Source organism: Lysinibacillus sp. BPa_S21 (assembly GCF_023337795.1).
GTDB lineage: Bacteria > Bacillota > Bacilli > Bacillales_A > Planococcaceae > Lysinibacillus.
The window spans coordinates 127,373-142,754 of sequence record NZ_JALIRS010000006.1 but is presented as its reverse complement, the minus strand read 5'-3'; the positions used below and the strand labels follow the sequence as shown (position 1 = coordinate 142,754).

The window sequence follows — 15,382 nt, the reverse complement described above, 5'->3', positions numbered from 1 at the left end:
GACCTAAACAATTTTTGTGACGAAGCTAAAATACAAGAACTTCTATTGGTCATCTTCTGCTATTGGTAAAACTGTAGAATATTTTATTTCTCTTAAAGATAAGTTTGTTTGAATACGAGAAATGCCCAACATATTTAATTTTCTTATAAAGCTATTTAATTCTTTTCGATCTCTAATAATTACCTTTAAGAGATAATCATACTCTCCTGTTAAACAATGACATTCTAATATTTCTGTCATCGTTTTCAAGGTATTTTCTAAAGCTTCTAATTCCTTAGCTTGATGGATATTGGTACTCATGAAAACGTAACAGAGTAAATCGAATCCCAGCTTCTCATGATTTAAAATAGCAACTTGTTTGTCAATAAACCCTTCACTTTCTAAACGTTTTATCCTTGTATGGGTTGCCGGAGGGGATAAATTCACACGTCTCGCAATCTCAGCATTACTTACCTGTACTTCTCTCTGCAAAATATCTAATATTTCCATATCAACACTATCCAATAATTTTCTATCTATCGTTCCCATGCCATTTGCTCTCCTTTTTTTATTCGAAATTTCAGCTACAACCGACAATTTTTATTAATTTTATTCCGTAAAACTCTATTATTCTTACTATTATTTTAACTTTTGTTCATTATACAAAATATTCTACTGCTAAAATAGCGAAAATGTTATGATTCTTTTATCAAATGTAACTCGATTGTAAATTTTAGAATCAAAGGAGAGATCGTGATTTGACGAATGTCTATGTTTTATTAATGCTTTTAACTAGTTTGCTTTGGGGAGGCAATTTTGTAGTTGCCAAATCGCTTGTTGATCATGCCTCTCCGTTAACATTGACAAGCTTAAGATGGATCATTGCCGTCGTTGCACTTCTTCCAATGGTATGGTGGAAAGAAAAAAGGTTGCTCCCCTCTCGTGATGCCCTTCTCCCTTTATTTTTAATGGGCATTACAGGTGTGCTAATGTTCAATATCTTTCAATTTTTAGCATTGGAAAGAACTACATCGACGAATGTTGGCCTCATTTCAACATTAAATACTATTTCTATTGCGTTTTTTTCATTTCTTTTTCTAAAAGAAAAGATTAATATTTTTCAAGCTCTTTCAATGTTTCTTTCGTTAGTTGGTGTTCTTCTCGTACTTTCAAAAGGGAATATCAACTTATTATTGTCTTTTCATTTTAATTTGGGTGATTTATGGATGATGGCAGCTGTATGTGTTTGGGGAATTTATTCCGTCTGTAGTAAATGGGCAATGAAAACTACTTCGCCACTAATGTCTAATTTGTATTCAGGAATATTTGGTCTTCTTGTATTATTGCCGTTTAACCTTAATGATTTTTCGATTTCCAATGTGAATCATTCTTTTCTTCTATCGCTTTTATATACGGGGTTTATTTCCACTGTCGTTTGTATGGTGCTTTGGAGCATAGGTATTCAAAAATTAGGGGCTACAACATCCGGTGTTTTCCTTAATTTCAATCCGATTTTCACTGCAATTTTAGCGTTTTTATTTTTAGGAGAGAGCATCTCTTGGACACAAGGAATTGGTGGATTAATCGTTATTATTGGCTGTTATTTATTTTCACGTTTTAAAACGAAAGCACCTTATTTAAATACAGCCCTTTCAAATTCATAAATAACTTCTATTAAAAAAGGTCAACATAATTCGTTGACACTCTACCGGATAACAGCTGAAAGAAGTTAAAGTGAATGATATTTTTTCACTTCTAATGGAATGGATATTACATTTGAACTACCCCCACTTATCAACCTTACGGTCTGATTGAAGTGGGAGATTCTTGGGAACAGAGCATACTTGTTGGTGTATTTCTTTAATTTTTTGTCATTACTCTTCCTCCAATCTATTCTTTCACTAAACTGCTCCGTTCGTATTATAAGGTCAGCCAGATATTTCTGGTTGACCATTTTTTATATGGTTTTATTATAGCAGTAGCCAGGGTAGAACGTATCTGCACGTGGGGCTTGATCCCGTCAACTAAACCGTTCGCCCCCTACTTGCAGAAACATGATTGAGGCTGGTTGGGACTTAGATCTCGTATAACAAGCGAAGCTATGACACTGCATGGAGGATTAGGGGTAACTGGCAAACTATGATTCTAGGAGGAGATTAATAATGAATCCAGTCGTTGGTCTGGATATTTCAAAAGGAGAAAGCCAGGTTCAAGCATTCTTAGATAAAGGCAACCCATATCGTAAAAGTTTTAAGGTAACTCATACTTTAGAAGGTCTAAATGACCTTGTTATATTTTTAGAGGATGTAAAAAACGAGGCTGGTATGAAGCCTACAATCATTTTAGAAGCTACAGGACATTATGGTGCTCTTGTCATACATCATTTAGAAGAACGAGGATATTTATTGATTATCATTAATCCGTTAATTTCATATAAGGCAAGAAGTTCAAGTTTAAGAAAAGTAAAAACGGATGCCATTGATGCCTATCTTCTTTGTGAATTGTTCTATAAAGAGGAATTAGAGCCATATAAAAAGCGTGGTGTGCAGTTATTAAACCTTCGTAATCTTACTAGACAACATGAAAATATAACTGGCGTAATGATTCAAACTAAGTTGCAATTTCAGGCAGTCCTTGAACAGGTATTTCCTGAATATAAGGGGGTTTTCGGAGATTTATATTCTAATGTTTCACTATTAACTCTTTCAGAGTTCCCTTCTTCAGAAGATATTTTGAAAGCAAGTGAGGAATCCATTACAGACAAAATTTATGAACTATGTAAGAGTAGATCAATTAAATGGGCAAATGAAAAAGCATTACAGCTTAAAGCCGCTGCAGCTCGTAATCCTTTTGAAAAAACAGTTTATCAGAGTCATATTTTAAGTCTGGATATGTATATAAAGATCCTTCTTCAGTACAAAGAGCATCTATCAAAGTTAGGAAGAACATAGTATTATCAAATCTATCCCAGGTATCGGTGAAAAAATCGCTGCAACGATTATTTCTGAGATTGGTGAAATAGATCGATTTAACAATCCTAAAAAGCTTGTGGCTTTCGCTGGAGTTGACCCGAGTGTTTTCGAATCAGGCAAGTTTTCAGCGACCAAAAATCGAATTACAAAACGAGGTTCAAGTAGACTTCGTCATGCCTTGTTCATGGCTGTTCGTTGTGCAATACGAGATTGCAGAAAAACTAGAACAGACGATACAATCATTCCTCGAAACAAGAAATTACGTGAATTTTACGATAAAAAACGTGACGAAGGAAAACCTTTTAAAGTAGCGATGGTAGCTTGTATTAATAAACTATTACATTGGATTTTTACCTTATTAAAAAACAGAACTACGTACCAAGATTTAGCTTGATAAGTAGGTACAACTAAATCAAACAAAACCTTCCAAAAGCAAAATTTAGGACGGTTATTTGTCATGCACTTTTTTAGTATAGCATGTGCCTATTAAATTTTTAACAGAAAATTATTGACAAACTATTAGCTGGTTAGTTGAATTAGTAACAATCTTTTCGAAAGGCTTTTTTCGTATGAAAACAGCCTTTTCAAAAAAAGAACAATAAAGCAAAAAATGTACAGCTAATAACCATTAAATCAATGATTAAACCATCTGTATTAGGATCAATAAATGCTATGGAAAATCACTATTTTTGTGCTACTAAAGATTGTCATATCGTTTATTTTGATACGAGTAATAAGAAGTACCTTCTATCTGATTTAAAGGTAGCTGTGCATCAAAAGGATGACGCATTAAGTACACAGATTTGTTATTGTTTTGATTGGACGAAAGAAAAAATTAAATACTCTATTGAAAATGAACTTACTCCTAATCCGTTAGAAGAAATTCGTGCAAATATTAAAGAAAACCGTTGTGGCTGTGAGGTAAACAACCCTCAAGGTAGTTGTTGCTTAGGGAATGTCACGAAATATATAAAGAGTCTCCCTTAAATCTCTTTCTTCAGTGGAATTAGATCTTATCATTAAAAATCGGGAATAAACTTTATAAAGGCTGTTTTCTCAAAGATTGTTGCTGTTAAAACAAAAAGACAGATTAATCTACCAAAACACCACGTGTAGATTAAACACTGTCTTTTTATATTTCGTGAATTAAAATTTAATTAAAGTAGCCGTCAGTACAACCAAGAAGGGATTGTTCCACTATTTTTCTCTCCGCTTAGAACGCATACCTTTTAATAAAGTGATATTATCCGAATTGAGAAATTGCTCGTACCCTTCACTATTAACATCATATATTGCAAGTTTTCCTTCGTCATGTAGTGTATTCCCCACCCATATTTCTTTACCTTTAAGTAATCCTCGATAGAATAGTCCGGAACGTATTAAGCCCTCCAATTGAACGAACAGTTTCCTTCGTTATAGCATCATTAAATTGGTTTCTCTCTAAACAAAAAGCATATAGAACAAACTATTATCAGAAAACCATGATGATAAATCGATGACATATCGGCATTTTCAAGAATCGTTTGCTCATCTTTTTCCACAATTTTCGTAATAAGCTGATTAATATTATTTTCTGGATTAATGCTATTAAGTGCATCTAAACCAATTAGTATTGTTTGTAATTCATCATGGAAAAGAACTTTTACCAAGCTTATAGTTAGCTAAAATCCCTAATCACCCTGCGAATCCCTAAATACTTTTTGTGTGCATATCCATATAGTGAATAATTTTATCGTAGTAATTTTTCCTACTAAATCGCTTCAAATCTCCTACAACATAAAATTCTTTTTTCGCCCTTGTTACAGCTACGTTCAATAAATTTGGTTTCGAACATGTCCAATTCGCAGCTCCTTCGGTTTGTTCATCAGTTCCTGTGACAAAGTAAACAATGTCTGCCTCTTTCCCTTGGAAAGTGTGAACTGTTCCTATAGATTTTTCTAACCATTCATTCAATTTCGGATCTTGTAGGGGTTTTAGTTTTTGACGAATCGCTTGTTTTAGCCCATCCCTCACCGCTGTAAAAGGAGTAATAACAAATAAATTGGGCAATTTATTTTTATCTTTGTATTTATCAAATACTACCTGTGCCATATATTCTGCTTGTTCCTTAACATACTGAGCTTCCTCTGCTTTTCCTACGCAATCAATCCATTCACCAATACCAACTTTGTCTGTTTCGGCTAATACCATTTTATTATCATAGGCGATACCATTAGCTATAGAAAACATCGGATTTAAGCAGCGTCGGTGAACCCATAATGGAATACCAATCCATTGATTTTTTTCTTTATCTTTATAAGTACCATATGGATTCGCTAAATCAGCAACGCTTTGAACAGATGTTGTGGCACTCATATAATGCTCCTCAAGATTGAAATGCTTGCAAATATCCATTAATAATGTTTTATCAATCGTCACCACTGGTTCGATTTGAATCGGGTCACCTACAATTACAGCTTTTTTGGATCGCCACAGTGCCCCTACTGCTAATTGAGGACTAGCTTGTCCTGCTTCATCGATAAATAGATGAGAAATAAAATTTTGTTCGATTCCTTTATACATATTTGCAAAGCTAGCAAAAGTAGTGCTAATTAATGGCGTAACTAGATGAATTACATGCCAAAGGTTTTTCAGATACTTTCTATGTTCACTACTATTCAAGTTTAGTGCTTTTCGATTAGCAAAAAGCCTTAATGAACTACTAACAATCTTATGATTTTTTATTAAAAATAATTTATGAATTTTCATAGCCATCAGAAAAAGTAAGCCACGCTCATAGTTTAGTATATCAGTTTGCCAAATCACATTTTGTTGCCTGTAATCATTATTACTATCTTCCCAATATTTATCTGTCGATAATTCTAAATTTTCTTGAGAATATTCAGCTTTAAATTTCGTACTTGATTGGATTATATTTTCTTTTTGATCTTTCAAACTACCTTGATATTTACTTATTTTTAAAGCTTCTCGCTCCAATTCAATTAAATCTTGTTTAATTTGTGTTTGCCGTTTCCTTAATATTTTTTCATCTTGATTTTTTGCACCTAAAATTCGTAATAAGAAATTAGGCTTTTTCAAAGTATTTAATTCTCTCTCTATTTCTTCTTGCTGTACTCGCAGTTGTGATAGATCGATTGTTATTTTTGATTGATTTTGCTCCATTATTTGAAATTCTTCTTCTAATTTTTGCAATTCTTTATCTAATTCAATATATTTTTGTAAATCATCTTTTTTCTGTTCAATTGAATGAAGCAGGGAGTTAAATTCTTTCACAACTTTTTGCCAGTCTTCGGCAGAAAGCATTCTATTATCTTTCTGTAATTGTTTAACAAATGACAAATCATCTCCATCGTCTTTTAGCAAACCCCAAATAAAATTATCAATATTTTTTGATTTACCAAATATACCTGAAAATAGCCCCCAAGTTTCATCCGAATGATCGATTAGTTTTTTAGCTATCGAAGGATAATAGTCTAACTCTTCAAGATACTCAGCTATTTTCTGATCATACTCATTTTTTATTCCTGGCTTAATAACTCCCTCATCATTTTTTTCAGGTTTAGCAATTTCCTTTCTTTTAGGTAAATCTTTAGAGATATTTTCAACAGCTCCATTATTACTGGATGCAACAACGATAGAATATTTTTTTAAATTTTCATTCATTTCATAAACTATGTTTTTAAAGCCATTTAATTCAAACATTCCTATCTTTCTAAAAGCTGTTTTTGGATCTGGAAAAGCAGCCATTTCAACCGCACGTTGGACAACTATATTTGCAAATACATCTTTCAATAATGTTGTTTTTCCTGTACCCGGGGGACCATTTACAGAATGAAGTCTTCCATCACCATTAATAATTTGATTTACTGCTACTTGTTGCATTAACGAGAGTCTATGCACAACAGGAGATGGCCATCTCCCTAAGGGTAAATTTTTAGGTTGTAAAATTTGCTCTATTAGTTCTCGATTATTATCAATATCAGTACGTTTCTCATTACCTACTATAAAGTCACGAAGCGTTGCATTACTTCCCTGCTTCCAAGCTTTCTCAATATCTGCTAAAAAGAAGCTATTGCGATTCATTTGCTCATTTCGGCTACCCATTTTGAATACAGTAATTTGTAAGTATTGCTGAGAAAGTTTGGAAAATCCCTCGAAATATTGAGTATATTGGTGCTGCAATGCACGAATACTCTTTTCATCTACGCCATTCGTAAATATAGCAATCGTCTCTTGCTCCATCTGCCTACAAATTCTTTCATAATGACTCAACAATTCACCATAATCCGAATTTCCATTGCCCTTCGAGAATTCTTTAAGCAAATAATGGACAAACGGTATAAATAACGATTCCTCTATGTACTTCCCTTCACTATTAACTGCGAAAGTAAAACTATAATTTATAGAAACATCCTTCTCGATCAGTTCCTCGTCACTCTGAAAAATAAACCTCATTTTCTCTACTAACTGCCACTGCTCATAACATTGCATATAATATTGAAATTGTATGCCATTTTCCTTACTGTTGCTTAATATATGTGTTTCCCATGGTCGATCTAAAGTTGCTACAGTAGCGATTTTAGGAACCTTTTTTCTATGGGTAAATAGGGACTCTCTTAATGTCCCTTTTAAATTTGGTAATGTTTTAGGTTGAACCGCTTCAAGCAAATACCAAGCATTTAAGACTGTATTAATTTTATTCTCCATATTGTACCATCCCTTCCAATTTTGATATTACAGTATAAAAGTCGGAGAAACAATAAGGGACTCGCCAGAATTGGTGAGTCCCCTTTAGTTAAAATACAAATTAGTTCTCTTTTTTAAACAACTTACTTGTTTGTGAAAGCTTCAACACAATTAACTTTTCGTTTTCAACATCTAATCCTACAGGTATCGTATCACTCAAGATGGATAAAATAATCTGAATAAACGGAAACGGAAGTAGTATCTGTATTTTCTGAAAGAAAGTGGGGCCACCGTCTAGTTAAAACATACTTAAACCGCTCCATACCAACTTTCGTACAATAACAATTATTTCACACAATGAAAAATAAATGATTTCGTTTCCTTAGTTGCTTGTTCAAACTCCCAATCGCCATAAGCTTGGATTTGTGAAAAGCCTACTTGGTATAATGATTCATAGATTTCTTCTTGTGTTCTAAACCTTAATTGCATTTTTTCATGAATTAACACTTCATCTGTTCGTGCATTTTTGACAATTTCATAAAACGTAAAAATATCTCCTACAAACCCTTCATATTCCGACCAAATTTCAAGTGGATCACCACTCACCTCATCCTTTGCAACATCTGGTTTATCATCTTTTTGCCAGTGTTCCCATTCTTTTGCTAATGGGTTACGCGTATCAAAAATAAAATGTCCTCCAGGTTTTAATGCTCGATATACATTTGAAATGACATGCTGCCAACTTTCATCTGTAAGAAATACTTGTGCAACATTTGCTGTCATTATTACAACATCAAACGTATTTGATTGTAAATTCGAGCTATCACCAACAATCCAAGTCACCTCGTCTGCATACTCTTTACTTTTCGCCCTTTCAATCGCTTCTGCATTCGGATCAATAGCTGTAATATAGTAACCAGCTTGCGCAAAATGGGTTGTCAACCTTCCTGTTCCACAACCTAAATCTGCTATTTCTTTCCCATTTACTTTCTTTAAAAGTGCCAAGAAGAATTCATTGTCTTTTCCCCGGCTATTAATTTGATCATATACTAATGGAATCATCTATTTACCTACTTCCTATAGTAATTTTCCCAACAATAAACTAGTTTAATGTTGGGAAAATTTAAATATTACACATAATTCTATACCATATTTTTACATCAACGCAAATGAATCTCGTTACCTTTTTAAGCTTTTTTCCAATAAGTGTTTGGTCCATTACATGTTAAAGTTGCATTTTTCGGTACTTGTTTCATGATTAGAAGAAGATTTAGTAAATCCACTGACGATCCCATTGAGTTTAGTATAATCAAGAACTTTAATGTCGTTGTTAAGAGTCCAAATGCACTGAAAACTAGTGGGAAAATTATTGAAAGTATAATAAAAGGTGCAACCGTAATGAACAAATATCTTGATTTTGAAATCTCTTCTTCCGTCATTACAAAACCCCCGAACAGAGTAAGCCCTACTGCAGTTTTTTCTGATTTCATAAAATTAGGAATGAAGATCAAATGAAGTATTTCGTGAATGATTAATAGTAAGACAATCCCCAAAATAACGCTTACGTTAATGGTTATTGATATTCCACCAGATGTAAATCCAAAATCTCTCAAAGAAATACTAGAAAAAATATTTATTATCCCAATAGAGATCATTGAAGCGACAATCATTAAAGGAATCGATAACAAAATAGCACTTATTAAATTCTTCGGTTCTTTCATCGGAATCCAGCCATTGTTAATTAGCTCTACATGTAAATTGGGGTTACTTTTTGGCAACTTGTTTAGTATTTTCATTTAACCTCTCCCATTGTTTTTAATAATTTCACTTAATTTGAAAATCCCTTCCTTCATTTCATCGAGTGAAGCATACCCATAAGAGATTCGTATAAACTGGCCTGTTTTTTCCGCATAAATACTACCTGGATTTAGAAGAATATTGTTGGATAATGCTTTTTCAAATAGCCTTTTTACTTTAAACTCAGGCTTTATTTTCACCCATATGAACAATCCACCTTTTGGGATGTCCCACGTAGCATAAGGACTTAAATATTTATCCATTACATCTAAAGCAACTTTTCTACGCATACTAAGTTGTTCTCTTACTTTTTCGAGATGATCATCATAAGAATTACTAGATAGCCACTCTGCAGCAACGAGCTGGGAAAGAGTACTTGATCCATAGTCAGATTGCATTTTTAAATCTGCTAATCGATTAATGACAGACTCCGGGCCGACTACCCACCCAATTCGTAGTCCTGGACTAAGCGTTTTAGATAAACTCCCAACATACAAAACATTTCCGTAATGATCCATCGCTTTCAGTGGTTTAGGTGGTGGCGTGTCAATCCATAAATCACGATACACATCATCCTCTATAACGGGCAATTGTTCTCTTTCACAATAGGTAATTAATTTCTTTCTTCTCTCTTCTTGCATTAAGGAGCCGGTTGGATTATGGAAGGTTGGAATCGTATATAAAATATTTTTTCCTTTTTCCTTTGTCGGATAAATTGAATCGATGAGTATTCCCTCATTATCCATCGCTAATCCTTGCAACTCCATCCCCGCAGACTCAAAAACAGTCAACGAGTAAAGATAAGACGGCATTTCTAACAACACCGTTGAACCTCTTTTTAGAAGTCCAATCGAAATTAGATGTAAAGCTTGGAGCGCACCAGACACTATGAGAATGGACGACGGAGACGCATCGACTCCTCTTACCTTTAAATAGTCACTAATGGCCTGCCGTAATTTAATATTCCCTTTTGGCTCTTCATAGCCAAAAGTGGTCAATTGATTCGAAACCTTTTGAACAACGGATTTCATCTCTTCTAAAGGAAACATCTCGGGTGATAGCTCCCCTTTACTTAATTGTATAAGATTCGTATTCGATTCCGCTTCGTTAATCTCCTGCACCATCGAAACGCTAGGTTTATGAATGCCTAAAGTGACATTTTCATTCCAGTTAGTCGAGGATTTTGCCCCCATCAAAGTCCAAGTATTATTGGTGACGATTGTTTCCTTCCCCGCTTTACCTTCAATTAGACCCTCTGCCATTAATTCCTCTAATGCTGTGATGACTGTACTACGGTTAACCTCGAACTGGTTTGCCAGATTACGTTGACTTGGTATGGGACTGCCAATCGCCCACTCTCCCGTTGCGATTTTCTCTTTTATAAAATCAATAATCAATTGGTATTTTGGCTTTTTCATATGTACTCCCTTTACTAAACTGGTTGGTTTTTTTCATTATAACTTGTTGGAGAAATTTTACCAAAAACCTACTAACATTAAAAACATAAATTTAATTGGTTGGATGAGAAAATTAAACGAGGTGTATTCATGTTAAAAAAATTTAATGTTAAAATTATGGTTGCACAATTCATTATGATCCTTTTATGGGCATCAGCTTTTCCAGCAATACGTGTGGCATTAACGGCCTATTCACCTGAACATATATCACTTTTACGATTATTGATTGGCTCAATCGTATTATTGATCATAGCGGTTATCACAAAAACGGCTTTACCCGCGTTAAAGGATATACCAGCTATTTTATTACTTGGCTTTTTAGGATTCACTGTGTATCAAGTAGCACTAAATTATGGGGAACAAACGATTAGTGCTGGCGTTGCAAGCTTACTTGTTTCAACAACCCCTATATTCACCGCTTTGTTAGCTATATTTTTTTATCGTGAGAAGCTTGGATTATGGGGATGGCTTGGTTCACTTGTTGGTTTTTGTGGTGTAGCATTTATTTCTATAGGAGGTTCAACTGAAGACTTTGCTTTTAATAATGGGATAATTATAGTTTTAGTAGCATCCCTATCGGAAAGTATATACTTTGTTTTTCAACGTCGTTATCTAGAAAAATACGGGGCTCTTCGCTTTACAATGTATGCCATTTGGTCAGGTACTATTTTTATGTTACTTTTCTCACCTGGCCTAGGTGAAGCCATTATGGATGCGTCATTAAATGCAACATTCGTCACTTTGTATCTTGGCATTTTTCCAACCATCATTCCCTATTTTATGCTGGCTTATGTTACAGCACGCACAGGAGCAGCTAAAGCAACCAGTACGCTTTATTTAACTTCTGTTTTTGCATTTCTTATCGCATGGATCTGGCTTGGTGAGGTTCCACATTTTTCTGCCATAACTGGGGGCTTGATCACTTTAATAGGGGTATTTATCGCCAATATCAAGAAGGAAGATATTATTAAAGAAAATATCAATGCTGAGAGTTTAAACTAACTGTATGCGTTTACTTTATCTTTCTATAAAAAGTCAACTCTACAATAAAATGAGTTGACTTTTTTATAGCTAAGCTTATTTGAAATAAAAATCCATAGCATTTTGATAAAGAATTTTATCCGCTGACATCGGATCAAATAATTCTTGAATCAGTTCAATATCTGCATAAGCAAACGGTCTTTTTGCTCGTGTAGACGGCAAATCTGTGCCGAACATTAACGCCTCTGGATTAACAGCATGAATAGATTTCAAAGCATGTTGTACATCGAGCTCTACACGACCAAATCCTGTCGCCTTTACTCTTACACCTTTTTCTACGAGGCGCAACAAATGAGGTAAGCCTTCCTCTGATAACCCTAAATGATCAATTGAAATCGCCGGTAATTTTTCAATCGATGGTGCAATTTCAGGTAAATCTTTTGCGTCTATATATAATTCACTATGCCAACCAGCTAAATCATAAACACGTCTCGCAAAATAATCGAGTTTCGTTAAATCTTCGGAACCGCCACGTTTCACATTGAATCGTAGTGCTCGTACACCTTTGTTATGTAAATCCTTTATCTCATCATCTGTCACCGCAAATGGTAGCTGCGTAACGCCACAAAATGCAGATCCCATATTCACTAATGAATTCACTAAATAAGCTTAGTCAAATCCTTGAAAAGAACCTGATACAATTGCACCACCTACAATATGATAAGTCGCTGTTTCTTTTTGGTAGTCATCTACAACATAACTAGGTGGTACATACCCTTGATTTTCAGTAATAGGATAATCGAAATCAATAATATGAAAGTGCGCATCAAAAATTTTCATCTTTACCGCCTCCTTTCTTTTACGTTATCAAATAAAGTACATAAAAGAAATTTATGATTTTCTATGTAAATCGATAATTTTCACTTATCACTTTGAACATTCGAGTCGTTAAAGTCTCGCAAAAATTGTGTCTTGCACCTGTTATAATGCCTATAGCCATCCCTATTTTTTGTTACCTTCTCTCTTTACTTTTTTATTGTAAGCACAAATATTTATTCCTAAACTCTTCTGTTTCACTCAGTCTTTCGATTCTGTTTCAAGTTACACCGCATCCTCATTTTCAATATTACGAATACCTAGATATGCAATGATTACTCCAACTACTGCAAGCCCTAATTGAAGTGGAATGAAGGACACTAACGAAATTTCCGGGTTATAAGAACACGCAATTGCCACCACGAGTAGAGATGAACCAATCGTGGCCGGAACAGAATGATTACGCATCCCAAAATATAATGGAATTAAGCTTATTCCTGTTGAGGCAATAGCAAAAGGAACTATATTAATGACTTCACCTATGAACTGATTTGTCGTTATCGTAAATGGAACGATAGGAAAATAACTATTAATGATAGAAAATAGACCAACTACAACGATATTAGTCAACATCATAGCAATTAACGTTAAGACAGCTATAAGGACCAGTTTACTAGCAATCAGTTTCTTACGACTAACAGGATAAGTGAACATAATCAAAATTGTTCTGTTTTTATATTCTTCAATAACTAGTTTCGCAATTAATACAGAGGCAAATACAATAAACGTTGCTCTTACACTTGCACCAATCAGTATATTTACATCTTCATACGTTGAAATGAGTAGATCCCCTTCGCTTTGTGCAATATAAATAACTAAACACATTATTGTTGTTAAAACAATGTTTGCGATAATTGCACCTTTTACATACCAACCTAAATTAAATTTCTTCATTTCCAGCTTTAGTAGATGTAGCATAGCACCATTTCTCCTCCTCGGTTTATTATTGCATCATAATATAAATAATACTTAAAATGTTAAACATCGGTATGTTGTAACCATTTCTGTATTTATCAATTAATAAACGTAATAAAATAATAGCTAAAATAATTGTCAATATTGTTTTAATAAGAATATCCACTAATGGCATTAGTCCAATTCCAACTTTAAATCCCCACGGCACAAGGTCGACCGGAAAGGAGGTCACTACAATACAAATGATTATTTTTATAAAGTAAATAAATAATTGATATTTTCCCCACCCTAGTCCCATCAGTTTAAGCATGGATTCTCTCTCCTTTCTTTTATTTAAGAGATACTAAAGCTTTAAGTATTCTATCCAATAAAGGAATAGTATTTCACGCTTCTCCACATACATGCATGTTTACACCTAAAACGACCCCTTTCATGTACTTTCATTGTACGAATCGATCATCTCTTTTTTCTTACTCATTCCTTACAAATTTATTAATTGTACTAGTAGGAATATCTACAAAAAAAATAAACTACACCCCAAATTGGGATGCAGTTCAAATATGCTTACTGATTTTTATTGTTACAATTCATCAACACAAAAAAGCTAGTCTCACAAAAATTTGTGAATACATAGCCTTCTTTATACGTGTTCATTTGTTAACCATAACGGTAAAATTCTCGATTTATGCTATGTAACCAAAGTCATTAAAGGCGACTTCTTAAACATCCCCAGTTTCTTTCAGGTTGTTTGGTTTCGTACTAATTATAAAACCAACCTGAATAATCATCAATAATATACCGATACACACGATACTAACTAACTGTGAGTTACCTGTAAATGCAGAATAAAACATTAATCCAAATGATAAAAGTACTAAAGCCCAAATTGTAAATTGATATAATTTATAAAGCCCTTGGAACATGAGATGTTTTTGTCCGTCGTCAAACTGATCTAATAGTTCTTTATTAAAATTTTTTGATTTGGGATTAGGAAACGTAAATCCAGGGTTTGTTAGGTTGAGTATTTTTTCACTAGGAACGGACTTGATGAATGCAACAGCCAACAGCACGACACTAGCAAAAGGGACCTCTGGATAGTCATCCCTAAATAATAAAAATCCGACTAACATCGTAATAAATGATAAACAAACTGCAATTTCTGTATAGATAGTCATTGCATACGCTTTCCTTTCCAACTGAAACAAATGGAAGTCCTCTTGATCAAATTCAAGTTCCCTATCCAATCCGATTTCTATTTTTCGCTTATGCAATTCGGCAATGATAAGTGTAACAAGGCTGATGAAATTTACAGCCATTAATACATTCGCAGCGTCTGGTAGATTGTTAAAATTTATAATCCATTTATAAACTCCATAAATAGCAACTGTAAGGTAAACCAATAACATTTTCACTATAATTCCTCCTCACTAAATATAAAAATATTTTCTATTGGCTCTTGAAATACATGAGCAATCTTCACCGCAATTAATAAAGATGGCATATATTCATTTCTTTCAATCAAACTAACTGTTTGGCGTGAAACTTTTGCTCTTTTTGCCAATTCAGTTTGATTTAATCCATCCCTTGCTCGCAATTCTTTGAGTCGATTTTTCATTTGACCACCTCAGACACATTGTAAATGATTCTTTTATTTTTGACAACGATAATAGTCAAAAATAAAAATATAATAGTCATTTTATTCGAAAGAGTTACACGAAG

Annotated in this window: 13 protein-coding genes and 3 pseudogenes; 5 read left to right on the top strand and 11 right to left on the bottom strand. The window is 33.8% G+C overall.

The genetic code is table 11. The features are described 5' to 3' along the window. Positions 1–42: 42 nt before the first annotated feature. Complete coding sequence (locus tag MOK21_RS13850; protein ID WP_249074574.1) at positions 43–528, bottom strand: Lrp/AsnC family transcriptional regulator; 486 nt, start codon at positions 526–528, stop codon at positions 43–45. A 209-nt stretch (positions 529–737) separates the two neighbouring features. Between MOK21_RS13850 and MOK21_RS13845 the strand changes: the two genes are divergently transcribed. The 3 genes and pseudogenes from MOK21_RS13845 to MOK21_RS13835 all read left to right on the top strand — a co-directional run. Further along, positions 738–1,643 carry a DMT family transporter gene (locus MOK21_RS13845; protein WP_249074573.1) on the top strand — a complete coding sequence of 302 codons (906 nt, stop codon included), beginning with the start codon at positions 738–740 and terminating at the stop codon, positions 1,641–1,643. Positions 1,644–2,141: 498 nt separating this feature from the next. Further along, positions 2,142–3,345, top strand: a pseudogene (locus MOK21_RS13840) (IS110 family RNA-guided transposase). A 203-nt stretch (positions 3,346–3,548) separates the two neighbouring features. Next, positions 3,549–3,938 (top strand): annotated as a pseudogene (locus MOK21_RS13835) (putative iron-sulfur cluster-binding metallochaperone); the annotation flags it as partial. 210 nt (positions 3,939–4,148) lie between these two features. Here the strand turns inward: MOK21_RS13835 and MOK21_RS13830 are convergent. The 4 genes from MOK21_RS13830 to MOK21_RS23910 all read right to left on the bottom strand — a co-directional run bounded on the left by MOK21_RS13830 (position 4,149) and on the right by MOK21_RS23910 (position 9,127). Next, positions 4,149–4,280 (bottom strand): DUF6157 family protein, encoded by a 132-nt coding sequence (locus MOK21_RS13830; RefSeq protein WP_249074726.1) that lies wholly within the window; start codon positions 4,278–4,280, stop codon positions 4,149–4,151. A gap of 360 nt (positions 4,281–4,640) precedes the next feature. Beyond that, positions 4,641–7,193 (bottom strand): DEAD/DEAH box helicase, encoded by a 2,553-nt coding sequence (locus tag MOK21_RS13825; protein ID WP_249074572.1) that lies wholly within the window; start codon positions 7,191–7,193, stop codon positions 4,641–4,643. 789 nt (positions 7,194–7,982) lie between these two features. After that, complete coding sequence (locus tag MOK21_RS13820; RefSeq protein WP_249074571.1) at positions 7,983–8,699, bottom strand: class I SAM-dependent methyltransferase; 717 nt, start codon at positions 8,697–8,699, stop codon at positions 7,983–7,985. Positions 8,700–8,824: 125 nt separating this feature from the next. Further along, positions 8,825–9,127 carry a DUF3267 domain-containing protein gene (locus MOK21_RS23910; RefSeq protein ID WP_308221932.1) on the bottom strand — a complete coding sequence of 101 codons (303 nt, stop codon included), beginning with the start codon at positions 9,125–9,127 and terminating at the stop codon, positions 8,825–8,827. 37 nt (positions 9,128–9,164) lie between these two features. Here MOK21_RS23910 and MOK21_RS23905 point away from each other — a divergent pair, with 37 nt between their 5' ends. Then, complete coding sequence (locus MOK21_RS23905) at positions 9,165–9,437, top strand: hypothetical protein (protein WP_308221935.1); 273 nt, start codon at positions 9,165–9,167, stop codon at positions 9,435–9,437. On the opposite strand, the gene MOK21_RS13810 is transcribed toward MOK21_RS23905, so the two are convergent. After that, complete coding sequence (locus MOK21_RS13810) at positions 9,434–10,852, bottom strand: aminotransferase-like domain-containing protein (protein WP_249074569.1); 1,419 nt, start codon at positions 10,850–10,852, stop codon at positions 9,434–9,436. The genes MOK21_RS23905 and MOK21_RS13810 overlap by 4 nt on opposite strands. Positions 10,853–10,981: 129 nt before the next feature. Here MOK21_RS13810 and MOK21_RS13805 point away from each other — a divergent pair, with 129 nt between their 5' ends. After that, positions 10,982–11,893, top strand: coding sequence for a DMT family transporter (locus MOK21_RS13805; RefSeq protein ID WP_249074568.1), 912 nt, complete (start codon positions 10,982–10,984; stop codon positions 11,891–11,893). Positions 11,894–11,968: 75 nt separating this feature from the next. Here the strand turns inward: MOK21_RS13805 and MOK21_RS13800 are convergent. The 5 genes and pseudogenes from MOK21_RS13800 to MOK21_RS13780 form a co-directional block, all read right to left on the bottom strand. Further along, positions 11,969–12,712 (bottom strand): annotated as a pseudogene (locus tag MOK21_RS13800) (amidohydrolase family protein). 261 nt (positions 12,713–12,973) lie between these two features. Further along, complete coding sequence (locus tag MOK21_RS13795; protein WP_249074567.1) at positions 12,974–13,666, bottom strand: ABC transporter permease; 693 nt, start codon at positions 13,664–13,666, stop codon at positions 12,974–12,976. A 25-nt stretch (positions 13,667–13,691) separates the two neighbouring features. Beyond that, on the bottom strand, positions 13,692–13,973 hold the full coding sequence (locus tag MOK21_RS13790) for a hypothetical protein (RefSeq protein WP_249074566.1): 282 nt from the start codon (positions 13,971–13,973) through the stop codon (positions 13,692–13,694). A 409-nt stretch (positions 13,974–14,382) separates the two neighbouring features. Further along, positions 14,383–15,069, bottom strand: a complete 687-nt coding sequence (locus tag MOK21_RS13785) for a DUF3169 family protein (protein ID WP_249074725.1) — start codon at positions 15,067–15,069, stop codon at positions 14,383–14,385. Positions 15,070–15,074: 5 nt separating this feature from the next. Continuing rightward, positions 15,075–15,278 carry a helix-turn-helix transcriptional regulator gene (locus MOK21_RS13780; RefSeq protein ID WP_249074565.1) on the bottom strand — a complete coding sequence of 68 codons (204 nt, stop codon included), beginning with the start codon at positions 15,276–15,278 and terminating at the stop codon, positions 15,075–15,077. Between the last annotated feature and the right edge of the window lie 104 nt (positions 15,279–15,382).

Excerpts from the sequence above, each read along its gene's own strand:
- MOK21_RS13850 (WP_249074574.1), bottom strand. The coding sequence starts at position 528 with ATGGGAACGATAGATAGAAAATTATTGGATAGTGTTGATATGGAAATA.
- MOK21_RS13825 (WP_249074572.1), bottom strand. The coding sequence starts at position 7,193 with ATGGAGCAAGAGACGATTGCTATATTTACGAATGGCGTAGATGAAAAG.
- MOK21_RS13820 (WP_249074571.1), bottom strand. The coding sequence starts at position 8,699 with ATGATTCCATTAGTATATGATCAAATTAATAGCCGGGGAAAAGACAAT.
- MOK21_RS23910 (WP_308221932.1), bottom strand. The coding sequence starts at position 9,127 with ATGAAATCAGAAAAAACTGCAGTAGGGCTTACTCTGTTCGGGGGTTTT.
- MOK21_RS23905 (WP_308221935.1), top strand. The coding sequence starts at position 9,165 with ATGATTAATAGTAAGACAATCCCCAAAATAACGCTTACGTTAATGGTT.
- MOK21_RS13810 (WP_249074569.1), bottom strand. The coding sequence starts at position 10,852 with ATGAAAAAGCCAAAATACCAATTGATTATTGATTTTATAAAAGAGAAA.
- MOK21_RS13805 (WP_249074568.1), top strand. The coding sequence starts at position 10,982 with ATGTTAAAAAAATTTAATGTTAAAATTATGGTTGCACAATTCATTATG.
- MOK21_RS13795 (WP_249074567.1), bottom strand. The coding sequence starts at position 13,666 with ATGCTACATCTACTAAAGCTGGAAATGAAGAAATTTAATTTAGGTTGG.
- MOK21_RS13790 (WP_249074566.1), bottom strand. The coding sequence starts at position 13,973 with ATGCTTAAACTGATGGGACTAGGGTGGGGAAAATATCAATTATTTATT.
- MOK21_RS13785 (WP_249074725.1), bottom strand. The coding sequence starts at position 15,069 with ATGTTATTGGTTTACCTTACAGTTGCTATTTATGGAGTTTATAAATGG.
- MOK21_RS13780 (WP_249074565.1), bottom strand. The coding sequence starts at position 15,278 with ATGAAAAATCGACTCAAAGAATTGCGAGCAAGGGATGGATTAAATCAA.